This window comes from Streptomyces sp. SID8352 (assembly GCF_009862265.1).
In the GTDB taxonomy this organism is placed as follows: Bacteria; Actinomycetota; Actinomycetes; order Streptomycetales; family Streptomycetaceae; genus Streptomyces.
Window position 1 is genome coordinate 1 of the sequence record NZ_WWGX01000026.1, and the last position, 24954, is coordinate 24954.

Sequence of the window (24954 nt, forward strand, 5' to 3'; positions counted from 1 at the left end):
CGCTGAGACGGCGTGGCGTGCTTGCGGGGCGCTGTCGCGTCCCGTGTCGCCGGGTCACTGGGAGCCGGGGCCGGGGTGGCCGGCGGTGGGACACCCGTTCCCCCCGGGCCGCCTGCTCGCTTCTTCCCCGTGCTGGAGCGGGCCGGGTCAAGGGTGGCCCGCAGGGCCATCGCCGCAGGCGACGCGCAGCGCCCTTGACGCGGCCCGTGGAAGCACGACCCTGGCAGGGAAGCGGGCGGCCCCCACGACCACCCCCCGAAGCCACCGGCCCGCGAAACCCCGTACGGTGCGGAATCTCCGTACGGTGCGAAAGCCTCCCAGGGTGCGGAAACCGGGCACGGGCCACCCCCGGTGACCGGGAGCGGCCCGCACCCACCCGCGACGGCGGACGGTCCTCGCGCGCGTCAGTTCAGACGGATCACGCGTCGACCAGCTCCCGCTTGTCGCCGCTGTCCTCGGCCAGCGCCTCGCCCTCGACGTCCACGTTCGGCAGGGCGCGGTCCAGCCACTTCGGCAGCCACCAGGCCCGCTTGCCCAGCAGGGCGAGCACGGCGGGGACGATGGCCATGCGCACGATGAACGCGTCGAAGAAGACGGCGATCGCGAGGCCGAATCCGATCATCTTGACCATGGACTCGCTGGAGCCGATGAAGCCGGCGAAGACCGCCATCATGATGACCGCCGCGGCGCTGACGACCCTGGCGCCGTGCTGGAAGCCGGTGACGATGGCCTCGCCGGGCTTCTCGCCGTGGACGTACGCCTCCCGCATCCGGGTGACGAGGAAGACCTCGTAGTCCATGGCCAGTCCGAAGACGACGCCCACCATGAAGATCGGCATCATCGACATGACGGGGCCGGTCTCCTCGACGTTCATCAGGCCGGACAGCCAGCCCCACTGGAAGACCGCGACGACCGCGCCGAGGGCGGCGAGCACGGAGAGCAGGAAGCCGAGGGCCGCCTTCAGGGGGACGAGGACCGAGCGGAACACCACGATCAGCAGGAGGAAGGCGAGCCCGACCACGAGGACGAGGTACGGCACGAGCGCGTCGTTGAGCTTCTGGCTGACGTCGATGCTCATGGCGGTCGCGCCGGTGACCAGGACCTCGGAGCCGTTCTGCGCCGTGATGTCGCCGCCCGCGCCGCGGATGGCGTGGACGAGTTCCTCGGTCTGGACGGAGGAGGGCTTGGAGTCGGGGACGACGGTGATGATCGCGGTATCGCCGGACTTGTTGGGCTGGGCGGGGGTGACCGCGGCGACACCCTTGATGTCCTTGATCGCGGCGGACACGTCGGCGAACGCGGCCTCGGGGTCGTCGCTGGCCTCGGCGTCGGTGACCACCATGAGGGGGCCGTTGAAGCCGGGGCCGAAGCCCTGGGAGAGCAGGTCGTAGGCGCGGCGCTGGGTGGTGGAGACGGGCTGGGAGCCGTCGTCGGGGAGGCCGAGTTCGAGGGAGGCGGCCGGGACCGCGGCGGCGCCGAGGCCGACGACGCCGAGCAGGAGGACGGCGACCGGGCGGCGGACCACGAAGCGGGCCCAGCGGGTGCCCATGTTGGCCCTGGCCGGCCGCGCGGGCGCGTCGGGTGTCGTGCCGCGGCGGCGGAGCAGCCGGAGCCCGTCCCCGGCCGGCTTGACGCGGCGGCCCGCGTAGCCGAGCAGCGCCGGGATCATGGTGAGGGCGATCAGGACCGCGATGGCGACGGTGCCGGCCGCGGCGACGCCCATCTTGGTGAGCATCGGGATGTTGACGACGGCCAGGCCGACGAGGGCGATGACCACGGTGAGGCCGGCGAAGACGACGGCGGAGCCCGCGGTGCCGACGGCGCGCCCGGCGGCCTCCTCGCGTTCGCGGCCCTCGGCCAGTTCGGCGCGGTAGCGGGAGACGATGAACAGGGCGTAGTCGATGCCGACGGCGAGGCCGATCATCATGGCCAGGATGGAGGTGGTGGAGCCCAGTTCCAGGACCCCGGCGAGCGCGGTGATGGTGGAGACGCCGATGCCGACGCCGATGAGGGCGGTGAGCAGGGGCAGCCCGGCGGAGACGAGGGAGCCGAAGGTGATGACGAGGACGACGGCGGCGACGGCGATGCCGATGACCTCGGTGGCGCCGGTCTCGGGGACGGCCTGGAGGGCGTCGCCACCGATCTCGACGGTCAGTCCGGTGTCGCGGGCGTGCTGGGCCGCGTCCTGGAGGGCGTCCTTGGTGGACTCCTCCAGCTCCATGCCGGAGACGTCGTACTTGACGGAGGCGTAGGCGATGGTGCCGTCCTCGCTGACGGCGTCACCGGTGTAGGGGTCGGCGACGGAGGTGACCTCGGCGCCCTTGGTGAGTTCGCCGACGGTCCTCTCGACGGTGGCCCGGTGTCCGGGGTCGGTCATCTTCCCGTCGGCGGGCGCCTTGAAGACGACGCGTGCGGTGGCCCCGTCGGCGTTCATGCCGGGGAAGCGCTGTTCCAGCAGGTCGAAGGCCTTCTGGGCCTCCGTTCCGGGGATGGAGAAGGAGGTGGAGCCGGCGGGCGGGGCACTGGCGGCGCCCACTCCGGCGAGGGTCAGCAGCGCCACCCACAGGAGGGCGACGAAGTGCCGTCGCCGGAAGGCGAGCCGGCCGAGTTTGTAGAGGAACGTGGCCACGGAGGCGTTCTCCCGGTCAGGTCGTGAGGTTCGGGGCAGGGGGGATCGGCCCGACGACGTGAGCGGTGGCGTCAGATGGGCGTCAGGTGGGGCTGAGCTGGGGGTCGGTCAGATAGTGCGGACGCCGAGGGCGGGGAGGATCACGGCGTCGATGTAGGAGGCCAGGAAGGCGCGGGTCGGCGGCTGGTCCTCGAGCAGGGTGCGGGTGGCGAAACCGCCGACCAGCATGGGCACGAGGAAGTCCAGGGCGGGACAGTCCGCTCTGATCTCGCCGCGGTCGACGGCGCGTTGCAGCAGCCGCCGGAACTCGGCCATCTCGGGTTCGACCAGTTGTTCCCGGAACGCCTGGCGCAGGTCCGGGTTCTGGTGGAGGGCCATGGCCACGCCCCGCATGAGCGCGGAGTTCCGGGCCATGGTGCAGTCGTCCTCGCGGGCCATCAGGCCGTGCAGGTCGCCGCGGAGCGAGCCGGTGTCGACCTCGCTGATCTCGCCGGGTTTGTTGTGCCGGATGGCTCTGACGACCAGTTCGGCCTTGCCGCCCCACTGGCGGTAGAGCGTGGCCTTGCTGGAGCGGGTGCGGGCGGCGACGGCGTCCATGGTCAGGGCGTCGTAGCCGACCTCGCGGAGCAGGTCGAGCACGGCTTCGTAGAGTTCGGCCTCGCGCTCGGGGGTGATCCGGGTGCGGCGTGCGGTCGCGGCCTCGGCCATCCGGCTCTCCCCTCCGTGTCCGGCCCGTGTGCGGACGGTTCCGTCGCGCACAGGAGTAATGTACCCCGGCCACCAAACGAAACGAAACGGTTTCGTACGTGTCCTGGGTCACGGTTGTCGGCTACCCGTAAGTACTCCGGAGTTGCCGGGGCCACCGGCCCGGCAAAGCATGGGACGGGTGAGCTATCTGCGCCTTCCGCACCTCAGCGGCGACCGGTTGTGCTTCGTGGCCGAGGACGACCTCTGGCTCGCCCCGCTCGACGGCCCGGGCCGCGCCTGGCGGCTGACCGTCGACCGGGCCAGGACGGGCCCGCCCCGCTTCTCCCCCGACGGCCGCCTCATCGCGTACACGAGTTGGCGCGGCCCGGCGCCGGAGGTCCGGCTGGTACCGGTGGACGGCGGTCCCGGGGAGCAGCTCACCCACTGGGGCAGCCCGGACACCCGGGTCCGCGGCTGGTCGCCGCCCGGACCGGGCCCCGGGGACGGCGCCGTGCTCGCGGTGGCCTCGCAGGGGGAGCCGTTCTCCCATCTGACCCGGGCGTACAAGCTGGTCCCCGGCGGGGGGCCGGGCCGCAGGCTGCCCTGGGGCCCGGTCACCGACATCCAGACCGCGGACCTCGGCGGCGAGCGCCGCACCCTGCTGCTCACCGGCACCCCGCCGCACGAACCCGCGGCCTGGAAGCGCTACCGGGGCGGCGCCACCGGCAGGCTCTGGCTGCACGGGCGGCGGCTGCTGGCGGACCTCGGCGGGCACCTGGAGGCCCCGATGTTCGTCGGCGACCGGATCGCCTTCCTCTCCGACCACGAGGGCGTCGGCAACCTCTACTCCTGCGCCCACGACGGTTCCGGTCTGCGCCGGCACACCGATCACGACGCCTTCTACGCCCGGCACGCGGCGAGCGACGGCGCCCGGGTGGTGTACCAGTGCGCGGGCGACCTGTGGCTCGTGGACGACCTCGCGCCGGACGCCCGGCCGCGCCGCCTGGACGTCCGGCTGAGCGGGCCGCGCGCGGGACGCCGTACGTACCAGGTGCCGGCCGCGCGGCACGTGGGCGGTGTCTCGGTGGACGAGACGGGCCGGGCGAGCGCCGTCGTCGTGCGGGGCAGCCTGTACTGGCTCACCCACCGCGACGGTCCGGCGCGCGCCATCGCCGACACCCCCGGCGTACGGGTCAGGCTGCCGGAGATGCTCGGGGCGAGCGGGCGGGTGGCGTACGTGACGGACGCGGACGGGGAGGACGCCGTGGAGATCGCCGGTCTGCCCCGGGCGACCGGCGGGCGGGCGCCCCGGCGGACGGCGTCGGGGCGGCTGGGCCGGGTGCTGGAGATGGTGTCGGACCCGGAGGGCGAACGGCTGGCGGTGGCCTCGCACGACGGGCGGCTGCTGCTGCTCGACGTGTCGGAGGGCGACGCGGAGGTCGCGGAGGCGCTGGACGCGGTGGCCACGGGCCGTCCGACGGACCCGGGGGCGCCGGGCGCGCCCGAGGGGGACGCGGGCGGGGAGGTCGTCGAGCTGGTCCGGTCGGCGAACGGGCCGGTGCGGGACCTGGCGTTCTCCCCGGACGGGGCCTGGCTGACCTGGTCCCATCCCGGGATCGGGCGGTCGCTGCGGCAGATCCGGATGGCCCGGCTGAACGATCCCGGGGGGCCGCTCGTCGTGGATGTGACCGACGGGCGGTTCGAGGACGAGAACCCGGTGTTCACCCGTGACGGCCGCTATCTGGCCTTCCTGTCCTGGCGCGGCTTCGACCCGGTCTACGACGTGCACACCGGCGACCTGTCCTTCCCGCTGGGCTGCCGCCCCTATCTGGTGCCGCTGTCGTCGGCGACGCCGTCCCCGTTCGCGCTGAACCCCGAGGGGCGTCCGGCGGCCGGGGGGCTGGACCCGCTGGAGGAGGGGCCCGGGGAGGGCGGTGCGGTGACGGTCGAGGTGGAGGGGCTGGAGAGCAGGGTGACCCCGTTCCCGGTGACGGCCTCCAAGTACTCGGCGCTGCACCCGGTCGCCGGCGGCGGGCTGGTCTGGCTGCGCTGGCCGATCTCGGGGGCGCTCGGGGAGACCTTCGCCAATCCGGCCGACCCGAGCGAGCTGCCCACCCTGGAGCACTTCGGGCTCGCCACGGCACGCAAGTCCGAACTGGTCGACCACCTGGACCGGTTCCAGGTCAGCGGTGACGGCACCCGGCTGGTGGTGCTGGACGAGGGCGAACTGCGGGCGGTGCCTGCGGCGGAGCCCGCCGACGGGGACTCCACCACCTGGATCGATCTGCGCCGCGTGCTGCACGAGGCCGATCCGGCGGCGGAGTGGCGCCAGGCGTTCGCGGAGGCGGGGCGGCTGACCCGCGCCTACTTCTGGGACCCGGGAATGTGCGGGATCGACTGGGACGGGGTGCTGGCGCAGTACCGTCCGCTGGTCGAACGGGTGGCCTCGCCGGACGAGTTCGCGGATCTGCTGCGCGAGGCGCTGGGCGAGCTGGGCACCTCGCACGCCTATGTCACCGCCGCCCGGCGCAACGAGGGCCCCGTCCACTACCAGCGCCCGCAGGGGCTGCTGGGGGCCGACTTCGTGTGCCGGGAGGGGCGCTGGGTGGTGCGCCGGATCCTTCCGGGCGACTCCTCGGACTCCAGGGCACGTTCGCCGCTGGCGGGCACGGGCATCCGCGAGGGGTCCGTCCTCACCGAGGTGGACGGCCGCCCGGTCGGTGCGGTGGCGGGGCCCGCCCCGCTGCTGGCCGGGGCCGGCGGGACGACCGTGGAGCTGACGTTCGCCCCGGCGGAGGGCGGGCCGGGCCCCTCCCGCCGGGTGGCGGTCGTCCCGCTGACCGACGAGCGTCCGCTGCGCTACCAGGACTGGGTGGCCAGACGGCGGGCGGTGGTACGGGAGTTGAGCGGGGGCCGGTGCGGCTATCTGCACATCCCCGACATGGGCGGCTCCGGCTGGGCCCAGTTCAACCGCGATCTGCGCCGCGAGGTGTCCCGGCCCGCGCTGATCGTGGACGTGCGGGGCAACGCGGGGGGCCACATCAGCGAGTTGGTGGTCGAGAAGCTGACCCGCACCATCCTGGGCTGGGACCTGACGCGGGACGCCCAGCCCGAGTCGTACGCCTCCAACGCCCCGCGCGGGCCGGTGGTGGCGCTGGCGGACGAGGCGACCTCCTCCGACGGCGACATGATCACGGCGGCGTTCCGGTTGCTGGAGCTGGGGCCGGTGGTGGGGCAGCGCACCTGGGGCGGTGTGGTCGGCATGACCGGGCGGCACCGGCTGGGCGACGACACGGTGATCACGGTGCCGATGAACGCGGCCTGGTTCGACGCGTACGGCTGGTCCGTGGAGAACCACGGGGTCGCCCCGGACGTGGAGGTGCTGCGCACCCCGCTCGACTGGGCGGAGGGGCGCTACCCGGTGCTGGACGAGGCGGTGCGGCTGGCGCTGGAGCTGCTGGAGACGCGTCCGCCGGCGACGCCGCCGGACCACGGGGACGTGCCGGACCGCTCCCGCCCGCCGCTGCCGCCCAGGGGGTGAGGGCCCCCGGGACCCGCCCACCCGGACGCCGGGCCGTCTCTCCCCCGCGGTCCGCTCCCCGGCGTTCCGCCCGTCGGCCGGTCCGGCCCGCTCCCGTCCCCGGGCACGGGGAAGGGCGCCCTCCGCGGGCGGGAGGGCGCCCCTGGGACGGGCGTCAGGCGTCGTAGTCGCTGTTGAGCCGGTCCTCGGCGGCACGGCCGGACGCCTGGTCGTCCTCGTCCTCGTCGCGGCGGCGGGCACGGTCGCGCGCCTGGTCCCCGGACTGGTCGCGGGCCTGCTCCGCGCGCTGCCGCCCCTGCTGCTGGAGCCGCTCGGCCTTGTCCTGGAACTGTTCCCTGATGCCCATGCGGGTTCACCTCTGTGGGGGGTGTCGGGCCCGGCCGGAGCGGCCTGGCCCGATCAGACTCACACGGCCGGTGACCGTCCGCACGTCGATCAGTCACGCACCGTCGCGGACTCCGGGCGGTGCCGCTCGTCGGCGGTTCCGCCCGCGCCGACCGGTCCGGTGCGCGCGCCGGACAGCCGGTCCCCGAGGCGGCGCACCTCACACGGGCCGACGGTGCCGACGAGGGCGGGCAGCGCGCCGCGCACGCCCCGCATGCCCCGCGGTCACCACGGCCCGTGGACGTGGGCGGAGCGGCGTCGACGCCCTCGACGAGCCGGTCGACGGCGGGGCCCGGCGGGCAGGTGCGGTCGGCGGGCCAGCGGCTCGCCCACGCCCCGTGCGGCACCGGTGACGACGGCGCCCCGTCCGTCCAGGCTGTTCCTGCTCATGAGGCACTCTCCTCGACGGGTGCGGGGCCGCTCCCGGGGGCGGGACCGGCCTTGGGAGCGGGGCGCGGCGCGGCGGGGTGCCGGGGGGCGGAGGCGGCCGGGGCGCGCAGCACCTCGTACTCGGCGAGGTCGACCCGTCGGGTGGCGCGCCGGAACTCGGTGGTGGTGCCGGGCCAGACGGTGGTGTTGCGGCCGTTCGCGTCGAGGTACCAGCTGGTGCAGCCGCCGGTGTTCCAGACGGTGCGCTCCATGCGCCGCTGGAGCCGCTCGTTCCAGCGGCGGACGGCGGCGGGGCGGGCGTCGAGGGCGACCCGCCCGCCCAGGACGTCGAGTTGGCGCAGGTAGTCGGCGAGGTAGTTCAGCTGGGACTCGATCATGAGGATCATGGAGGAGTTGCCCAGGCCGGTGTTGGGCCCGATGACGGTCAGGAAGTTGGGGAAGCCGGCGGCGGAGGCGCCGCGCAGGGACCCCGTCCCGTCCCTCCGGCTCTCGGCGAGGGTGCGCCCGTCGGCGCCGGTGACCCGCTCGGCGATGGGCGGGTCGGTGACGTGGAAGCCGGTGCCGAGGATGATGGCGTCGACCTCGGTGGTGGAGCCGTCTGCGGCGACGGCGGTGGAGCCGCGCACCTCGGCGAGCCCGGCGACGACGTCGACGTTGGGCCGGGCGAGCGCCGGATAGTAGGTGCTGGAGAGCAGGATGCGCTTGCAGCCGATGCGGTAGCGGGGGGTGAGCCGGGCGCGCAGTGCCGGGTCGTCGATGGCGGAGGCGATGTTGCGCCGGGCGACGCGCTCGACGAGGCCGAGCTGGTCGGGGTGTTTGGTGAAGGCCTGGACCTGGAGTTCGCGGATGCCCCAGAGCAGGCCGCGGCGCAGCCGGGCGGTGGCGGGCAGGGCGCGGTGCAGGGCGCGTTCGGCGCCGCTGACGGCCCGGTCGGCGCGGGGCATGACCCAGGGGGGTGTGCGCTGGAAGAGGGTGAGGCGGGCGACGTCGGGCTGGATCGCGGGCACGATCTGGACGGCGGAGGCGCCGGTGCCGACCACGGCGACGCGTTTGCCGCTGAGGTCGTAGCCGTGGTCCCAGCGGGCGGAGTGGAAGACCTTGCCGGGGAAGGTGCCGAGGCCGGGGATGTCGGGGACGCGGGGGTCGGAGAGCGGTCCGGTGGCGCAGACGACGACGTCGGCGGTGAGGCCGCCGCGGGCGGTGTCGATCTCCCACCGCAGGTGTGCGGCGTCCCAGGCCAGGCGGCGGACGTCGGCGCCGAGGCGGAGGTGGGGGCGGAGGCCGAAGGTGTCGGCGACGCGTTCCAGGTAGGCGCGGATGTGCCGCTGCCCGGAGAAGGAGCGCGGCCAGTCGGGGTGCGGCGCGAAGGAGAAGGAGTAGAGGTGGGACGGTACGTCGCAGGCGCATCCGGGGTAGCTGTTGTCCCGCCAGGTGCCGCCGAGGGCGTCGGCCCGTTCGAGGACGACGAAGTCGGTGATCCCCTCGCGGCGCAGACGGACGGCGGCTCCGAGGCCGCCGAAGCCGGAGCCGATCACCGCCACCCTCACGTGTCCGTGGACCTGTGCGTGCTCGGCCATTCCGAAGCCTCCCGGGTCTCCCAGAACCTTGCCGGTGAATACTGGCACGATGGGAGCGCGGGGCAGCTCCGTACCGATGAACAGGGGCCCGTCCGGCGAAGGTTGCCGTCGGTGCATTCCAAGGTCGGGGCGTGACCGAGAAGCGCGAGTACCGCATGGAGGAGCCGGCCCGGCCGGCCGGCGTCATGGTGCGCACCCTGCGCTTCCACCGGGAGCGCAGGCTGCTCCCGCCGCCCCGCCGGGAGGGCCGCGTCGCCTGGTACGACGCCCGCCATCTGGCCCGGCTGCGCACCATCGCGGCGCTGCCGGAGCGCAGGCACACCCTGAGCGGCATCGCGGAGCCGGCCGACGCCTTCGAGCAGGGCCGCGACGTGGGCGACCTGCTGGGCCTGGGCGGGCCGGCCGAGGAGACCCCGGTCCGCCTCACCCCCGAGGAGCCGGCCGCCCGCTTCGAGGGCGGGGTCACCCCGGAGGACCGCGCCGCGGCGACGCGCCTAGGACACCCGGGCCCCGACGGCGACGAACTCGTCCACATCAGCCGCCGACTGCCGGACGCCTCCTCGGCGCTGGTCCGCGAGGGTGTCCCGCTCGCCGAGGTCCTCGACGCCGGGGCCGCGTCCGCGACCACGCCGAGGCGCTCGCCGGCGTCTTCGCCGACCTGATCCTCCGCCACGCCCCCGAGCGGGACCCGCGCCGCCTGCGCCCGCCGGCCCGCAGCGTGGTCGAGGCGGAACTCTCCCTGGCCCTGGACCGCCGCCTGCGCGCCACCGGCCGCGACACACCGTGAGCGACGAGCCGCGAAGAACACCCTTTAAAGGCAACGGTGTTCGGCGTCCGGGAACCGGCAGCGCGGGCGAAGTCGACCCCGCCGAGTCGATCATGTGACCAAAACGTGATCACCTGGAGTGCAACCTCGCTCAAACGTCGATTTCTTCACAGTCCGTCTCGGAACTCATCTCCCCTGTGACCGTTTTATTCCCGTTGACCTCGCCCCTCCGTACAGAGTTAGTTACCGAGGGCAACAAGATGAGAATCTGATGAACGGGGTGTGGTGGAGATGTGGACCCGGTGGGGGGACGGGCGGACCGGGCGGAGGCCCGTCCCGGGGAGAGGTGCGGGCGGGCGGGGCGGCCCGCGGGCCGCGGGCACCGCGGCGGTGCTCTGCGCGGCGCTGCTCGCGGCCCTCGTCCCGGGGGCGGTGGCGGCGGCCGACGACACGGCACCGCCGCCGGTGCCGCTGACGGAGGGTCAGCGGGCCCTGGAGGAGGCCCGTGAGTCCGGGCAGCGGGTGGAGGTGACCGGGGAGCGCACGGAGCGGTCCACCGTGTTCGCCAACCCGGACGGTGAAACGTTCACCCTGGAGGAGTCGGCGGTCCCGGTGCGGGCCAGGACGCCGGAGGGCGGCTGGCAGGCACCGGACGCGACCCTCGTGCGGCGGGCCGACGGCACGGTGGGCCCGAAGGGCGCCGCCGTGCGGATGGTGTTCTCCGGCGGCGGCGCCGGCGCGCCGCTGGCCCGGATCGGGAACGAGGGCGCGTCGCTGGCGCTGGACTGGCCGGGCACCCTGCCCGCCCCGGTCCTGGACGGCCCGACCGCCGTCTACCCGGAGGTGCTGCCGGACGTCGACCTGCGGCTGACGGCCACCCCGGAGAGCGTCCAGCACGTCCTGGTCGTCAAGACCCCCGCCGCGGCGGCGAGCGAGGAGCTGAAGAGGCTCACCTTCGGCCTGGAGACCGAGAACCTGGCGGTCCGGGAGAACGCGAGCGGCGGTCTGGCCGCCGTCGACGGCAACGGCACCACGGTGTTCAGGGCGCCGCCCGCCCGGATGTGGGACTCGGCGGGGCGGGCCTCGACGGACGCCCCGGCACCCGGGGAGCCCGCAGCGCGGGGCACGGCGGCCGGTCCTCCGGCGGACGTGCCCGGCGACCCGGCGGAGGGCGCGCCGTCCGGTTCCGGGCTGGAGCCGGGACAGGGCGACACCGTGGCCCGTATGCGCGTCGAGGTCGCGCAGGACTCGCTCTCCGTGGTCCCGGACGCGGACATGCTCGCCTCCACCGCCCCCGACGCCTTCCCGCTCTTCATCGACCCGCCGGTCGCCTGGGGAAGCTCGGAGCGCACCCTGCTGCGCAGCGACGGCTACGAGTCCTACGCCTGGGGCAACGGCGACGACGGCCAGGGCAAGGGCGCGGGCAAGTGCGGCACGTGGTCCGGCTACTACTGCGGCCCGGGCTATGTGCAGCGGCTCTATTTCGAGTTCTCGCCCGCCAACCTGAAGGGCAAGAAGGTGCTGGACGCCGTGTTCCGGGTCACGGAGCCGTGGGCGTTCCAGTGCGCGCCGCGCTGGGTGGACCTGGTCCGCACCAACAACATCTCCGCCGCCACGACCTGGGCCTCCCGGCCCAAGGAACTGGACTGGATGGTCGACCGGTACGTGTCGGCCGGACGCGGTTCGCTGTGCGACCCCGACTCCCCGGACGCCCCGATCGAGTTCAAGGACAACCCGGAGGAGCCGGACGAGAACCTGACCCCGACCGTGCGGGACTTCGCGGCGGGCAAGTTCTCCCGGCTCACCCTGGAGATCCGCGCGCACGACGAGACGGACACCTCGGCGTGGAAGCGGTTCAAGAACGACGCCGTGCTCTCCGTCTCGTTCGTCGGGCTCCCGGACAAGCCCACCGGCCTCGGCCTCCAGGGCGGGGGAAGCAGCACGACCCCGGTGTGCGAGCGCAGCGCCGCCGACCCGGCGATCGTCTCCGACCCCACGCCCACGCTGAAGGCCACGGCCCGGACCAAGCCGGGCGGCGAGTCCGGTGCCCAGTTGCGCGTCTACTTCGACGTGGACGTGCGGAACGCCGACTCGTCCTGGTCGGACGTCACCCCTCCGGCCGCCGGTTCGCTCGGCCCGTCGACGGGATACGTGGCCAACGGGCGTGCCCTGTCGCTGACCTGGTCACCGCTGACGGACGGCAAGCTGTACCGCTACCACGCGTGGACCTGGTCGTACTACGGCTCCAGCCACCTGGACAGCGAGGTCTCCGACGGCTACTGCTACTTCCGGGTGGACTCCCAGCCGCCGAAGCCGCCGAAGGTCACCGTCGGCAGCCCGTACACCGAGTGCACCACCAACGCCTGCGCCCCCCACGGGGGACCGGGGGTGCCGAGCACCTTCACCTTCAAGCCCGCCACGGGGGACGTCAACAGCGCGTACCAGTACAAGCTGTCCTCGGGTGCCGCCTGGTCGGCGGAGCTGACGGGGGCGACGGCCACGGCGAGGATCACGCCCACCCGCGGCGGTCTGCACCGTGTCTACGTGCGGGCCAAGGACTCACTGGGGTGGGGCGCGCAGTCCGTCACCGACTTCATGGTCGACTCGGGTGACGGACCGGTCGGCCTGTACCACTTCGACGAGGCGTCGGGGGCCGCGCTCGACTCCGCCACCGTCGACGGCAGCGACGACGCCACGCTGACCGGCGGGGCGACCCGGGACGGCCGGGGCCGGCGTGGGGTGATCACCCACAAGCCCGACGACACGGAGCTGGCGGTCCCGGTGACCGACAAGGGCCTGGCCCTCAACGGCACCACCGCCTACGCCGCCACCGGCGGCCCGGTGCTGGACACCCGGGCCTCCTACACGGTCTCCGCCTGGGCGCTGCTCAAGCCCGGGGTCGCGGCCAACCAGACCGTCCTGGGCCAGAACGGGTCCTTCTACAGCGGCTTCTACCTCACCTACCGGGAGGCGGACCAGACCTGGTCGCTCAGCACGTCGCCCAGTGACGACGCCGGCGGCAACATCAGCGCCCAGAAGGTGACGGCCACCCAGCCCGCCGCGCGCGGGGTCTGGACCCATCTGGCCGCCGTGTACGACGCGCCGGCCAAGCAGATCCGCCTGTACGTCAACGGCCGGAAGCAGGGCGCCACCACGGTCGCCGCGTCCTGGGCGGCCGAGGGGCCGCTGCAGATCGGCCGGGTGCTGTGGCGCGGCGGCTACACGGACCACTTCGCCGGATCGATCGACGAGGTCACCGCCTGGCAGCAGGCCCTCACCGACGACCTGATCGCCGACGAGGCCCAGCCGCTGAACTCGCCCAGCCGGGCGGCCGTGGAGCTGGTGGCGGACTGGTCGGCCGACCGGGGCAGCGGCACCACCGTCGCGGACACCACCTCCGGCTACGGCAGGTCGCTGACGCTGGCGGGCGGCGCCGCGCTGGACGGCGAGTCGATCGTCCTCGACGGCGTGAACGACGCGGCGACCGCCTCCGGCCCGGTGGTGGACGACACCGGATCGTTCACGGTCACCGCGCTGGCCGCGCTGGACGGCGACAAGCTCCTCGCCAAGCCGGTCGGGTACACCGGGCAGGTCATCGGGCAGCGGACCGCGGACGGCTCGGCGTGGGGGATCTGGTACGAGCGGACGGGCAGCACGACCGTGTTCGACGAGCAGACGCTGACGGAGAAGAGCGTCGCCAAGGGCTTCTGGCGCTTCGGCCGCCTCAACGCCAACGGCACGTTCAGCGCGGCGTCCTCCGTGGAGGAGGCGGCGATGGACGGCACGGTCCGGCTGACCGGCGTACTCGACGCCCGGGAGGGAACGGTCAGCCTCTATCTCAGCAGTGTCCGCGACGGGGCCCCGCGGGTCTTCACCGCGAAGGCCGGCACGGGGGACCTCGCCGTCGGCAAGGGGTTCACCGCGGGGTCCTGGCAGCACTTCCTGCCCGCCCGGATCAGCGAGGCACGGCTGTGGGCCGGTGCCATGGCGACCCATGAACAGGTCGCCGAGACAGTGGGCGACTGACGGCGTTCCGGCGGGGCGGCCGTGCCGACGGCCGCCCCGCCGGAACGGATGAACGGAAGCCGGCGCCGACGGACCGGCGTGTGCGTGTTCTTCGATCGAAGGATGGGGACATAACCATGTCATTTGGCATATACACATCACAGACGGGCAGGAGACGATGGCACGCCGCCCGGCGCGGCAGGGGCCGCCTCCTGGCGCAGTCCCTCGTCCTGGCACTCGTGGTGCCGACCGGGCTGGCCCAGGTGGCGCAGGCGGCGGAACCGGAGGGTCTGGACCGTCCCGGGATCCCCGCGTCCCCGGTGACGAAGGTCAGGGCCTTCGACACCACCGGCGCGAACGCGGCGCGGACCAGGGCCGACAAGGAGCGCGCGGCCAACGAGCGGCAGGCCGAGCGGGCGGGGAAGGAGCGCCGGGCGGGCTGGCCGGGCGGCGGCAGCGCCACCGTGACGCTGAAGCCCGGCGCACACCGCGGGGCGGAGCCGGGCGGCCTCCCGGTCTCCCTGGTCCCGGCAGCGGCTCCCGCGTCCCGTGCCGCGGCGGCCCCCTCGGCGGCGGGCGAGGCCCGCGTCACCGTCCTGGACCAGAAGGCCGCCCGCGCCGCCGGGGTCACCGGCGTGCTGCTGACCGCCTCGGCCGGGTCCCCGGGCACCGCCCGGGTCCGCGTGGACTACGGCGGCTTCGCCTCGGCCATCGGCGGCGGCTGGGCGCAGCGGCTGCGGCTGGTGCGACTGCCCGACTGCGCCCTGACGACACCGGGCAGGGCACAGTGCCGCGAGCAGACCCCCCTGGCGTCCGACAACAGCCTCGCCGGGCGGACCGTCTCGGCGACCGTCCCCCTCGGCGCGGCACCGGGCGCCTCCGCCGCCCGGCTCACCGGCGGCGCGGACACCGCCTCCGGCGCGACGGTCCTGGCGGTGACGGCCGCCCCGGCCGGCGGCGGCCAGTCCCCCAAGGGCACGGGTGACTACTCCGCGACGAAGCTGGCGGAGTCCTCCTCCTGGCAGGCCGGCAGCAGTTCCGGTTCCTTCACCTGGTCGTACGACTTCACGATGCCTCCCCCGGCGGCCGGCCCCGTGCCCCCGCTGACCCTGTCCTACGACTCGGGCGGCGTCGACGGCCGCACCGCCACCAGCAACAACCAGACCACCACGGTGGGCGAGGGCTTCGGGCTCACCGAGTCCTACATCGAGCGCACCTACCAGTCCTGCGACGACGACGGCCACGCCGACGTCTTCGACAAGTGCTGGAAGTACGACAACGCGCGCCTGGTCCTCAACGGCCGGTCCACCCGCCTGATCAAGGACAACACCAGCGGTGTCTGGCACCTGGAGAACGACGACGCCTCCACCGTGACCCGGTCCACGGGCGCGGTCAACGGCGACGACGACGGCGAGTACTGGACCGTCGTCACCGGGGACGGCACCACGTACGTCTTCGGCCGGAACAAGCTGGACGGCGCCGCGGACCAGCGCACCAACTCCACCTGGACCGTGCCGGTCTTCGGCGACGACTCCGGCGAACCCGGCTACTCCGCCGGAAGCGCCTTCGCCAACCGCTCCCTGACCCAGGCCTGGCGCTGGAACCTCGACTACGTGGAGGACACCGGCGGCAACGCGGCCACGTACTGGTACACCAAGGAATCGAACTACTACAAGAAGAACAAGTCGGCCAAGGCGAGCGCCTCCTACACCCGCGGCGGCTACCTGGCCCGCATCGAGTACGGACTGCGCAAGGGCGCCCTGTTCACCGACCAGGCCGACGCGAAGGTCACCTTCACCCACGCCGAGCGCTGCACCGCCGCCGACTGCACAAGCCTCACCAAGGCCACCTCGGAGAACTGGCCGGACGTGCCGTTCGACGCGATCTGCGCCAAGGACGCGGACACGTGCGACAGCGCGGGCCCCTCGTTCTTCTCCCGCAAGCGGCTGACCGGCATCAGCACCTTCTCCCTGAACGCCACGACGAGCGCCTACGACCCGGTCGACTCCTGGTCGCTGACCGAGGCGTTCCTGGACGGCGGTGACATCGGGGACAGCTCGGACCAGGTCCTCACCCTGAAGTCGCTCAAGCGCACCGCCAAGGCGGGCGACACCAGCATCGCCCTCGAACCGATCTCCTTCACCTACCAGCTGCGGCCCAACCGGGTCGACGGCACCGACGACATCCTCCCCCTGACCCGTCCGCGCATCTCCACCATCACCTCGGAGACCGGCGCGATCACCGAGGTGACCCTGTCGGCCCCGGAGTGCCGGCGCAGCGAGGTCCTGGGAGCCTCGCCGGACAGCAACACCCGCTCCTGCTACCCGCAGTTCTGGCACATCAACGGCGCGCAGGACGCCGCGATCGACTGGTTCCACAAGTACCGCGTCACCGCCGTCGGCGTCCACGACGCCGCCGCCACGAACCCGGCCGTGGAGTACGCCTACTCCTACAGCGGCGCGGCCTGGCACCACAACGACGAACCGTTCATACCGAGCGACGAACGGACCTGGTCCGACTGGCGCGGCTACCGCCAGGTCACCGCGTACACCGGGGCGGCCGGGGGCGCCCGCTCCAAGACCGTCTCGCTCTATCTGCAGGGCATGCACGGGGACAAGAACAAGGACGGCACCACCAAGTCCGTCTCCGTCGCGCCCTTGCTCGACACGGACGTCGACTTCGTCTCCGTGACCGACAGCGACCGTTACAAGGGGGCTCTGCGCCAGCAGCTCACCTACAACGGCAGCCAGCCCATCGAGAGCGTCTTCCACAACTACACCTACAAGAACACCGCCACCCAGACCGTTCCGGGCGCGGCCGCCCAGCCGGCGCTGTGGGTCCGCCCGTCCTCGGTGTACACGAGCACGTATCTGACCGGTTCCCAGAGCTGGCGGACCGCCGTGACCAGTCAGAGCTACGACGACCTCGGCATGGTCGTCTCCGCCGACGACTTCGGCCAGCGCGGTCTGAGCGGCGACGAGGCCTGCACGCTGACCTGGTACGCCCGAAACCCCGCCCTCGGCATCACCTCCCTCGTCTCCCGCACCCGCACCGTCGCCAAGCAGTGCTCGACGGCGGAGGCGAGCCTGAACCTGCCCACCGGCAGCGGCTCCGCAGGAGACGTCCTGTCCGACACGGCCGCGGTGTACGACAGCCCCACCGCCACGGCCTGGTCCGCCACCCAGACTCCGACCAAGGGCCACGTCACCTGGGCCGGCCGCGCCACCGGCTACGCGGCGACCGCCGGGACCGACGGGCGGCGCGCGGCCTCCGGCTGGCAGACGGTCTCGACCACCACGTACGACACCCTCGGGCGCCCGCTCACCGTCACCGACACGGCCGGCCGCACCACGTCCACCGCCTACACCCCCGAGGACGCGGGGCCGCTGACGAGGACGATCACGACCGACCCCAAGGAGTTCCGCACGGTCAGCTACATCGACCCGCGGCGCGGACTCCCCCTGCGCGTCTACGACCCCAATCTGAAGAAGACCGAGCAGCAGTACGACGCGCTCGGCCGGGTCACCGACGTGTGGCTGCCGAACCGGTCCGCCGGGGTCCAGACCCCGAACCTCAAGTTCGGCTACCTGCTGAGGAAGACCGGTCCCTCCTGGGTGTCGACCGGCACCCTGAAGAACGACGGCGAGACCTTCAACACCAGCTACGCGATCTACGACTCGCTGTTCAGACCATTGCAGACCCAGTCCCCCACCCCCCAGGGCGGCAGGCTGCTGACGGACACCCGGTACGACACCCGCGGCCTCGCCCACGAGACCTACGCGGACATCTTCGACAACACCAAGACGCCCAACAGCACCTACACCCGCGCCGAGTACGGCCGCGCGCCCCGGCAGGCGGAGACGGTCTTCGACGGCGCCGGGCGGCCGACCGTCAGCACGCTCTACGTGAACGGCACGAAGAAGTGGTCGACCACCACCAGCCACACCGGTGACTCCACCGCCACCACCGGCCTGACCGGCGGCTCGGCGCAGCGCACGGTCACCGACATCCGCGGCCGGACCGTGGAGACCCGCTCCTACGCGGGCGTGAACCCGGCCGACGCCGACTTCGGCACCGGGCCCGGCGTCTCCCACCGGGCGACGAAGTTCACCTACGCCGTCGACGGCAGGCAGAAGGGCATCACCGGCCCGGACGGCGCCCAGTGGGCCTACGGCTACGACCTGTTCGGCCGGCGGACCAGCGCCCAGGACCCGGACACCGGGACGTCGACGACCCAGTACGACACCCTGGACCGGGTCACCGGGACCACCGACTCGCGCGGCAAGACGGTCCTGAGCGCCTACGACGAGGCCGACCGCGTCACCGGCACCTGGGCCGGTTCCCGCACCGACGCCAACCAGCTCACCGGCTTCACCTACGACACCCTGCTCAAGGGCCTGCCCTCCACGTCCACCCGCTACGTCGGCGGGAAGAACGGCGCCGCCTACACCCAGGCCGTCACCGCCTACGACAGCATGAGCCGGGCCATCAAGAGCGAGTTGCGGCTGCCCGCGAGCGACCCGTTCGTGGTCGCCGGACAGCCGGCCACGCTGGCGTTCGAGACGCACTACAACATCCCGGGCCAGGTGCAGCAGACCAAGGCCCCGGCACTGGGCGGGCTGGCCTCCGAGATCCTCGGCCTGGAGTACGACGGTCTGGGCAACCTCACCGAGATCGGCGTCTACCTCTCGGCGATCGACTACTCGGCCCTGGGCCAGCCGCAGATGCTCACCAGGGGCACCGGCGCGGACCGCGTCTACGTGGCCAACAGCTTCGAGGAGGGCACGGGCCGCCTCACCCGCAGCTACACCCAGGACCTCACCCACCCCTACCAGTTGCAGGACCTGAACTACAGCTACGACCAGACCGGCAACGTCACCTCGATCGGCGACCCCACGACCCTGGGCGGCACCAGCAGCGCCGAGACCCAGTGCTTCGCCTACGACGCCCACCAGCGTCTGACCGAGGCGTGGACCCCCTCCTCCAGGAAGTGCGCCGACGCCCGCAGCGCCACCGCGCTCTCGGGTCCGGCCCCCTACTGGACCAGCTACACCTACAACACCGCGGGCCAGCGCACCACCGAGACCCAGCACACCGGCACGGGGAACACCCAGACCACCTACTGCTACACCAGCACCGCCCAGCCGCACACCCTGACCGGCACCACCACCGGCAGCGGTTGCGCCAGTCCCCAGCGCACCTACACCTACGACACCACGGGCAACACCACCAAGCGCCCCGGCGTCGCGAACGGCAGCACCCAGAGCCTGACCTGGTCCGATGAGGGCCGCCTCAGCCGTCTCACCGAGGGCGGCAAGTCCACCGACTACCTCTACGGCGCCGACGGCAACCTCCTGATCCGCGCCACCCAGAACGGCGAACGCGTCCTCTACGCCGGCAGCACGGAACTGCACCTGCGCGCCAACGGCACCACCTGGGCCCAGCGCTACTACGCCGCCGACGGGATCACCGCCGGGCTGCGCACCAACCAGACCGGCACCGAGAAGATCACCTTCCTCACCGGCAACCACCACGGCACCTCCAGCCTCGCCATCGAGCGGCTCGACCAGCAGTTCACCAAGCGCTACTCCACCCCCTTCGGCGCGGACCGCGGCACACCCCAGTTCGGCCCGTGGCCCGACGACAAGGGCTTCCTCGGCAAGACCCGTGACACCACCACCGGCCTCACCCACATCGGCGCCCGCCAGTACGACCCGTCCATCGGCCAGTTCATCAGCGTCGACCCCGTCCTGAGTCCGGAACAGCCGGAGTCGATGAACGGGTACAGCTACGCCAACAACAGCCCGGTCAGCATGAGCGACCCCGACGGGCTGCGGCCCATCGGCCTGTGCGAGTACGGGTGCCAGGACGGGAGTTACACGTATCGCGACTGGCTGACACCCTCGGCCAACGGCACCTGGAAGCCCCACTACGAATACATCAGCTACAACTACACTGCGGCGGGCGACCTTCACAGCGTCATAAGGGAGGGCCCGGACCAGCCGTCCGGTAGCGGGAAGACGAAGTTCAAGTCCTACGACTTCAAGACCCAGAAGAAGGTCACGGGGGTAGCCACCTCGCTGCTCCCCGACCCCCGGGAATGGTACCGGTGCGGCTCCGGCGACGGGACGAAGCACTGCGTGAACTCCGCCATGGATCTGCCCATGGCCAAGCCCTTGAAGTTCATTCCGGACTCCGCTGTCAAGAAGGGAACCAACTGGGTCGACGACCTGATCAAGGGCAATAAGAAGTGCAACAGGTGCTTCCTCGCAGGCACGGATGTTCTGATGGCCGACGGCAGCACCAAGGACATCGAGGACGTCAGGGTCGGGGACAAGGTCCTCGCCACCGACCCGGCGACCGGCGAAACTGCGGCCCGGCAGGTCACGCACCTGATCATCACCGAGGACGACAAGCAGTTCAACGAGCTGTCCATCGCCACCCCGGACGGCATCGACAAACTCACCGCGACCCACGAGCACCCGTTCTGGTCCCCCTCGGAACGCGACTGGATCCCCGCGGGCAGGCTCAAGCCGGGCATGACCCTGCGCACGGACACCGGCGAAACGGTCATCGTCACCGGAAACCGCCCCTACACGGACCACGCCCGCACCTACAACCTCACGGTCGATGACCTGCACACGTACTATGTGCTGGCGGGGGAGACGCCGGTACTCGTTCACAACAGCAATGGCTGTCCTAACGGCAAGCTGTCGGATCCGCTTCCACAGGGGATGTCGAGGCACTTCGTCAATGCCTATGACGAAATCAGGGCCGGGAGAGGCGTTCCGCAGACGGATCCTGCCACGGGAGCGCAGAAGGTATTCCAAGGCAGGGCGACTCACGAGAAGCGATGGGCCGGTGCCTTGGAGTATCGAGTTCCCGGATCTAAGGGTGACAGCGCTCGGATTCTAGCGAAGACCCTGCCCGATGGTCGGGTAGTGATGGGATGGACGAACGACCACTACAAGACGATCAAGCCCTTCAGTGCGCCCCACTTCCCTGACTCTGGGTGGTAGTAGGTAGAAGTAAATACAATGGAGAGTCCGGAGAGGTAACCGTCAAGCCTCTCCGGGCTCTCCGCTAGAATTCGCCTGGTCAGCAGCTGGAAGGTGCGAGATGAGTAAAAGCGGTTCGATTATTCCGCTCTATCACCTAGTCGAAGAAGAGACCGGAACGGTCATTATCGCGGCGCGCGAAATTAGCGGGTTCTTTGTGGAGCCGGATCACGCACAGCCAGAGGAAATCTTGATCTACGGGTCTCCGCGAGAACCGGTCCGCCCCGGCAAGGACCTGTTCGACGTGGAGCTGCGCGTGGTCAACTCGCTCGGCAAGGCGATCGGGTCGTATTACATCGGGCGGGTGGGGCTGCGCTCTACGTTCGAAGGTGAGGGAAGCCCCGAGCAGGGCGGCTTTGTTGCAACCTTCTATGGCCATACCTGCCCGTACGCCACGGCGGGTGCGATCTGGCGTCGATGGGCTTCGGGAAGTCCCCTCGTGAATGGAGAATGGGCCAGGTATCCCGTCGAATCGCATGATAGCTGGCTCCATGTGGTTCAGAACTCCTGGTTCGAAACTGGTCATGCGGCTAAGAGGTACGGCGTCGGAGAGACCTGCGTAGTCGATGGCAGGCGGATTCTCGGTGAAAGTAGCTTCTACTGCGCACTTGGTGAATCGGTTAATGGCCCCGGTGGATATTTTGGATCCACTCTCGACGGGCTTGCTGACTGTCTTGCGTCGTCCCGAAATGCTGGCGCTCCGTTCGAGTTGGTCTGGGAACACTTTTCCGGTGCGCAGGAGAGGATGGGTGCCTCGCTGTCGGCGTCCGTCATGGACGTTCTGAGAGAATTCGACGTAGATGTGAAGCTCAGGTAGAAGCGCTCGGTTTCTGGACATCAGGAGTGCAAATCTGAAGGCCCACCAGGCGATGCCTGGTGGGCCTTCAGTGGGTCTTGACGGCAGTAGTTGACGGCAACGTCAGTGGACGCGGGCGGCACAGATTGGCGGTTCGTCGCCGTCGGAGCGTGCCGTCTCGTTGGCCTCCCGGCTGACAAGCACGGTGCCGAGGGTGTCGATGGCGTCGCGCTGGAGGCGGAGCCTGACGTGGGCGTAGACGCCGGCGGTGACGCCGATGTGGGCGTGGCCGAGGAGTTCCTTGATCACGACGAGATCGACGCCCTGTTCCAGGAGCAGGGTGGCGGTGGAGTGGCGGAGGTCGTGAAAGCGGATGCAGCGGAGGCCGGCATTGCGGAGGAGCGTAGTGAAGGCGCGGGTGAGGTTGGTCGGGTCGAGCGGTGTGCCCTGCGCTGTGGTGAACACGTGCCCGCTGTGCTGCCACGCCGTGCCCGCGGACTCACGCTCGCGCTTCTGCTGCTCACGGTGGAGCTTCAGCGACTGGACGCAGCGGGTGGGGAGGGCGATGCGGCGTTCGGAGGCCCGGGTCTTGGTGGGCAGGGTGGTGAGCCCGCTGGCACTGGTGCGCTGAAGGGTGCGGCGGATGGCGGCGGTGCCCGAGCCGAGGTCGAGGTCTTCCCAGCGCAGGCCGAGGAGTTCGCCCTTGCGGAGTCCGGTGTGGAGGGCGAGTTCGAACAGTGCGTGCAGCCGGTGACCTTGTGCGGTGGTGAGGAGCTGGCGGGCTTCGTCGGCGGTAAGGGGTTCGAAGCGTCGGGGGCGGGGGGTGCCGGTGCGGACGTTGCGGGCGACGTTGCGCGGGATCTCTTCCTCGCGGACGGCGTGTTCCAGGGCGGACTTGAGCACGGAGTGGATGTAGGTGAGCGTCAGCGGGGACAGCAGCTTGCGGCAGCAGGCTCCCGTAGCGCAGCAGCGGGGTTGATCACGCCGGGCGTCGATGCTGCGCGCACAGCACTGGCAGGTGGTGCGGAGCTGGTTGAGCTAGGTGCGGACGTCCTTGGCGGTGAGCTTGGTGAGCTTCTTCTTGCCGAGGCCGGGAATGAGGTAGCGGTTGACGCAGGCAACGTAGCGGGTGTGGGTGTTCTCGCGGAGGTGGTGGACGGCGACGTTCTGAAGCCAGTACGTCAGGTACGCGGCCACGCTGCCCTGCGCGGACGGGACGGAGAGGCCGCGGTTGCTGGCGACGATCTTCTCGGTGAGCTTGGCCAGGGCCTCCTTCCTGGTGGTGCCGTAGACGCGGACGCGTTTGCGGGTGTCGCCGGGGGCGAGGACGTATCCGGCTGCCTCCCAGCGGCCGTCCTTGCGCTGGTAGACGGCTCCATCGCCATTGGCGCGCACACGGCGGGAGGCGGGGGTGTCTCGGGGTGCAGTCATCAGGCGGCGGCTTCCTGGTCGAGGCGGGTGCGGATGAAGTCGGTGAGGGCGTGAGCGGGGATGCGGCGGGCGCAGCCGAGGGTGATCGACGCGAGCTGGCCGGAGCGGAGCAGGTTGTAGACGGCGGAGCGGCCGAGCTGGAGGCGGGCCATCACCTGGGGGACCGTGAGCAGATCCAGCGCCGGTGCCGCCTCCGCACAGGGGACGGTGGTCGGGGGCGAGGCCATCAGCAGCCCCCTTCGGCCGTGAACTGCCGTTCCAGTTCCTTGCGGTGCCAGACATGGGCGGCGAGGAGCGTGGCACCGGGGCTGTAGCCGGTGCCGATGTAGGTCCAATGGCCGACGACGAGGGTGGTGTCCGGGTTGGGATCGGGCAGGCCGGCGCGGGCGTGGGCCTGTTCGGTGCGCCAGGCGCGGCGGGCGGCGCGCAGCGCGCCGAGGGTGGTGGAGTAGCTGCGGGACTTGGTGGAGAAGTGGCCCCGGAAGCCGAGCATGTGCGCCCACTTCCAGAGCTTGAGTTCGGCGAACTCGGGCAGCTTGCCCAACTCCCAGCAGGTGCGGATCATCTGCCGGACGTGACGTGCTACGGCAAGCCGAGGCAACGACCGGGCCTGACCGGTGCCGTCGCAGGCGGTGCACTGGAGCGGGGTTCCGTGGGTCAGGAGGGTGGCGCCGCGTCCCTGGCAAGGGCGGCAGAACAGGGCGCGGTCGAGGGTGCCGGAGGCGTCGGCGGACTTGGTGGCGTACTTCGCCACGTACGCGGCGACCGCCTGATCGGTCAGTTCGGCGTCGGTACCGAAGGAGGCGATCTCGCGCACGTCGAGCTGGGGGCCCCAGCCGAGTTCGCGCTCCCCGACCGCGTCCGAGACGACGGAGAGGCAGGCGCGGGGTGCGGCGGGCCCGGATGGCGTCACTGAGCACGCCGACAGTGGCGTAGGAGGGTGGAGGCTGGGTGCTGCCGTCGGGGCCGTCGAGCCGGATTACGGCGTGGAAGTGGACCAGGCCGCGCTTCTGAGGCTGAGGCAGCTACGTACGCGCGCAGGAAGCGTCGGCCGAGGCGGAGACGGAGGCCGCAGCGGGCGACGAGACCGACTCCGGCGAACCCGATCCCGCATACACCGGTCTCGGCGACCTCCGGCGCGGTTGGCAGACCGCCGACAGCCCCATTGACGATCCACGCCCCCCGTACGTACGGACTGCGGACGAACTCCGCAAACAGATCCAGGACGGCCGACTCGCGCCCGGTGCCAAGCTCCCGTCCGCTCGGGATCTGCAAGCCCAGTACGGCATCGCCAACTCCACCGCGCAGAACGCCTTGCGGGTCCTCAAGGAGGAAGGGCTGATCTACTCCGTACAGGGCCGAGGCGTCTTCGTCCGCCAGCTCAGCCCGCGCGATCAGTTCCTCAAGCGCTACAACGAGGGGCTGGAGGAGATGGCGGCGCAGCGCCGGGCGGACGAGGAAGCTGTGCAGCTCAGCGGAAAGAGCGACGACGAGGTAGCGACCGAACTGGCCGCCGCCGAGGAACGGTTCGCCAAGGCCAGCGCCGAGTTCGAAGCCGCCACCGCCCACCGCGACGCCATGCGCGCCGTCATGGAGCAACGCAAGCGACTCAGCGGCAACTACACGCCCGAAGAGCAGGCCGCCAGCGTCCAGCGCCTATACGACCGGCTGAACGAAGGCAGACGCCGAC

General features: G+C 71.8%; 9 protein-coding genes and 6 pseudogenes. 7 read left to right on the top strand and 8 right to left on the bottom strand.

The genetic code is table 11. The features are described 5' to 3' along the window. Positions 1–418: 418 nt before the first annotated feature. The gene (locus GTY84_RS08225) at positions 419–2629 is read right to left on the bottom strand and encodes an MMPL family transporter (protein WP_161225485.1); all 2211 of its coding nucleotides are present in this window, start codon (positions 2627–2629) and stop codon (positions 419–421) included. A 108-nt stretch (positions 2630–2737) separates the two neighbouring features. Continuing rightward, positions 2738–3337 (bottom strand): TetR/AcrR family transcriptional regulator, encoded by a 600-nt coding sequence (locus GTY84_RS08230; protein ID WP_161225486.1) that lies wholly within the window; start codon positions 3335–3337, stop codon positions 2738–2740. A 169-nt stretch (positions 3338–3506) separates the two neighbouring features. Here GTY84_RS08230 and GTY84_RS08235 point away from each other — a divergent pair, with 169 nt between their 5' ends. Continuing rightward, positions 3507–6857 (top strand): S41 family peptidase, encoded by a 3351-nt coding sequence (locus tag GTY84_RS08235; protein WP_161225487.1) that lies wholly within the window; start codon positions 3507–3509, stop codon positions 6855–6857. A gap of 154 nt (positions 6858–7011) precedes the next feature. Here GTY84_RS08235 and GTY84_RS08240 read toward each other — a convergent pair whose 3' ends face one another. The 3 genes and pseudogenes from GTY84_RS08240 to GTY84_RS08250 form a co-directional block, all read right to left on the bottom strand. Continuing rightward, positions 7012–7203: a hypothetical protein gene (locus GTY84_RS08240; protein ID WP_161225488.1), complete on the bottom strand. Its 192-nt coding sequence runs from the start codon at positions 7201–7203 to the stop codon at positions 7012–7014. 89 nt (positions 7204–7292) lie between these two features. Next, positions 7293–7561: pseudogene (locus GTY84_RS08245) on the bottom strand (short-chain dehydrogenase); the annotation flags it as partial. A 66-nt stretch (positions 7562–7627) separates the two neighbouring features. Beyond that, entirely contained in the window at positions 7628–9208 is a 1581-nt protein-coding gene (locus GTY84_RS08250; RefSeq protein WP_161225489.1) for an NAD(P)/FAD-dependent oxidoreductase, read from the bottom strand. A 131-nt stretch (positions 9209–9339) separates the two neighbouring features. Here GTY84_RS08250 and GTY84_RS08255 point away from each other — a divergent pair. From GTY84_RS08255 to GTY84_RS08270, 4 genes and pseudogenes are all read left to right on the top strand, one after another. Next, positions 9340–9995: pseudogene (locus GTY84_RS08255) on the top strand (MerR family transcriptional regulator). 411 nt (positions 9996–10406) lie between these two features. Then, a complete protein-coding gene (locus GTY84_RS08260) occupies positions 10407–14000 on the top strand; it encodes a LamG-like jellyroll fold domain-containing protein (protein ID WP_345943364.1) in 3594 nt (1197 codons plus the stop codon). Between the two features lie 116 nt (positions 14001–14116). Continuing rightward, a complete protein-coding gene (locus GTY84_RS08265) occupies positions 14117–20998 on the top strand; it encodes a polymorphic toxin-type HINT domain-containing protein (protein WP_161225490.1) in 6882 nt (2293 codons plus the stop codon). A 100-nt stretch (positions 20999–21098) separates the two neighbouring features. Then, complete coding sequence (locus GTY84_RS08270) at positions 21099–21854, top strand: barstar family protein (protein ID WP_161225491.1); 756 nt, start codon at positions 21099–21101, stop codon at positions 21852–21854. Between the two features lie 102 nt (positions 21855–21956). On the opposite strand, the pseudogene GTY84_RS08275 reads toward GTY84_RS08270, so the two are convergent. From GTY84_RS08275 to GTY84_RS08285, 3 genes and pseudogenes are all read right to left on the bottom strand, one after another. Further along, positions 21957–23264 (bottom strand): annotated as a pseudogene (locus tag GTY84_RS08275) (site-specific integrase). Further along, the gene (locus GTY84_RS08280) at positions 23264–23491 is read right to left on the bottom strand and encodes a helix-turn-helix domain-containing protein (RefSeq protein ID WP_161225492.1); all 228 of its coding nucleotides are present in this window, start codon (positions 23489–23491) and stop codon (positions 23264–23266) included. Before GTY84_RS08280 ends, GTY84_RS08275 begins: the two are co-directional and overlap by 1 nt. Continuing rightward, positions 23491–24283 (bottom strand): annotated as a pseudogene (locus GTY84_RS08285) (replication initiator); the annotation flags it as partial. The gene GTY84_RS08280 and the pseudogene GTY84_RS08285, both read right to left, overlap by 1 nt. A gap of 199 nt (positions 24284–24482) precedes the next feature. On the opposite strand from GTY84_RS08285, the pseudogene GTY84_RS33575 reads away from it, so the two are divergent. Both GTY84_RS33575 and GTY84_RS08290 read left to right on the top strand, forming a co-directional pair. Continuing rightward, positions 24483–24578, top strand: a pseudogene (locus GTY84_RS33575) (GntR family transcriptional regulator); the annotation flags it as partial. Beyond that, a pseudogene (locus GTY84_RS08290) lies at positions 24579–24954 on the top strand (GntR family transcriptional regulator); the annotation flags it as partial.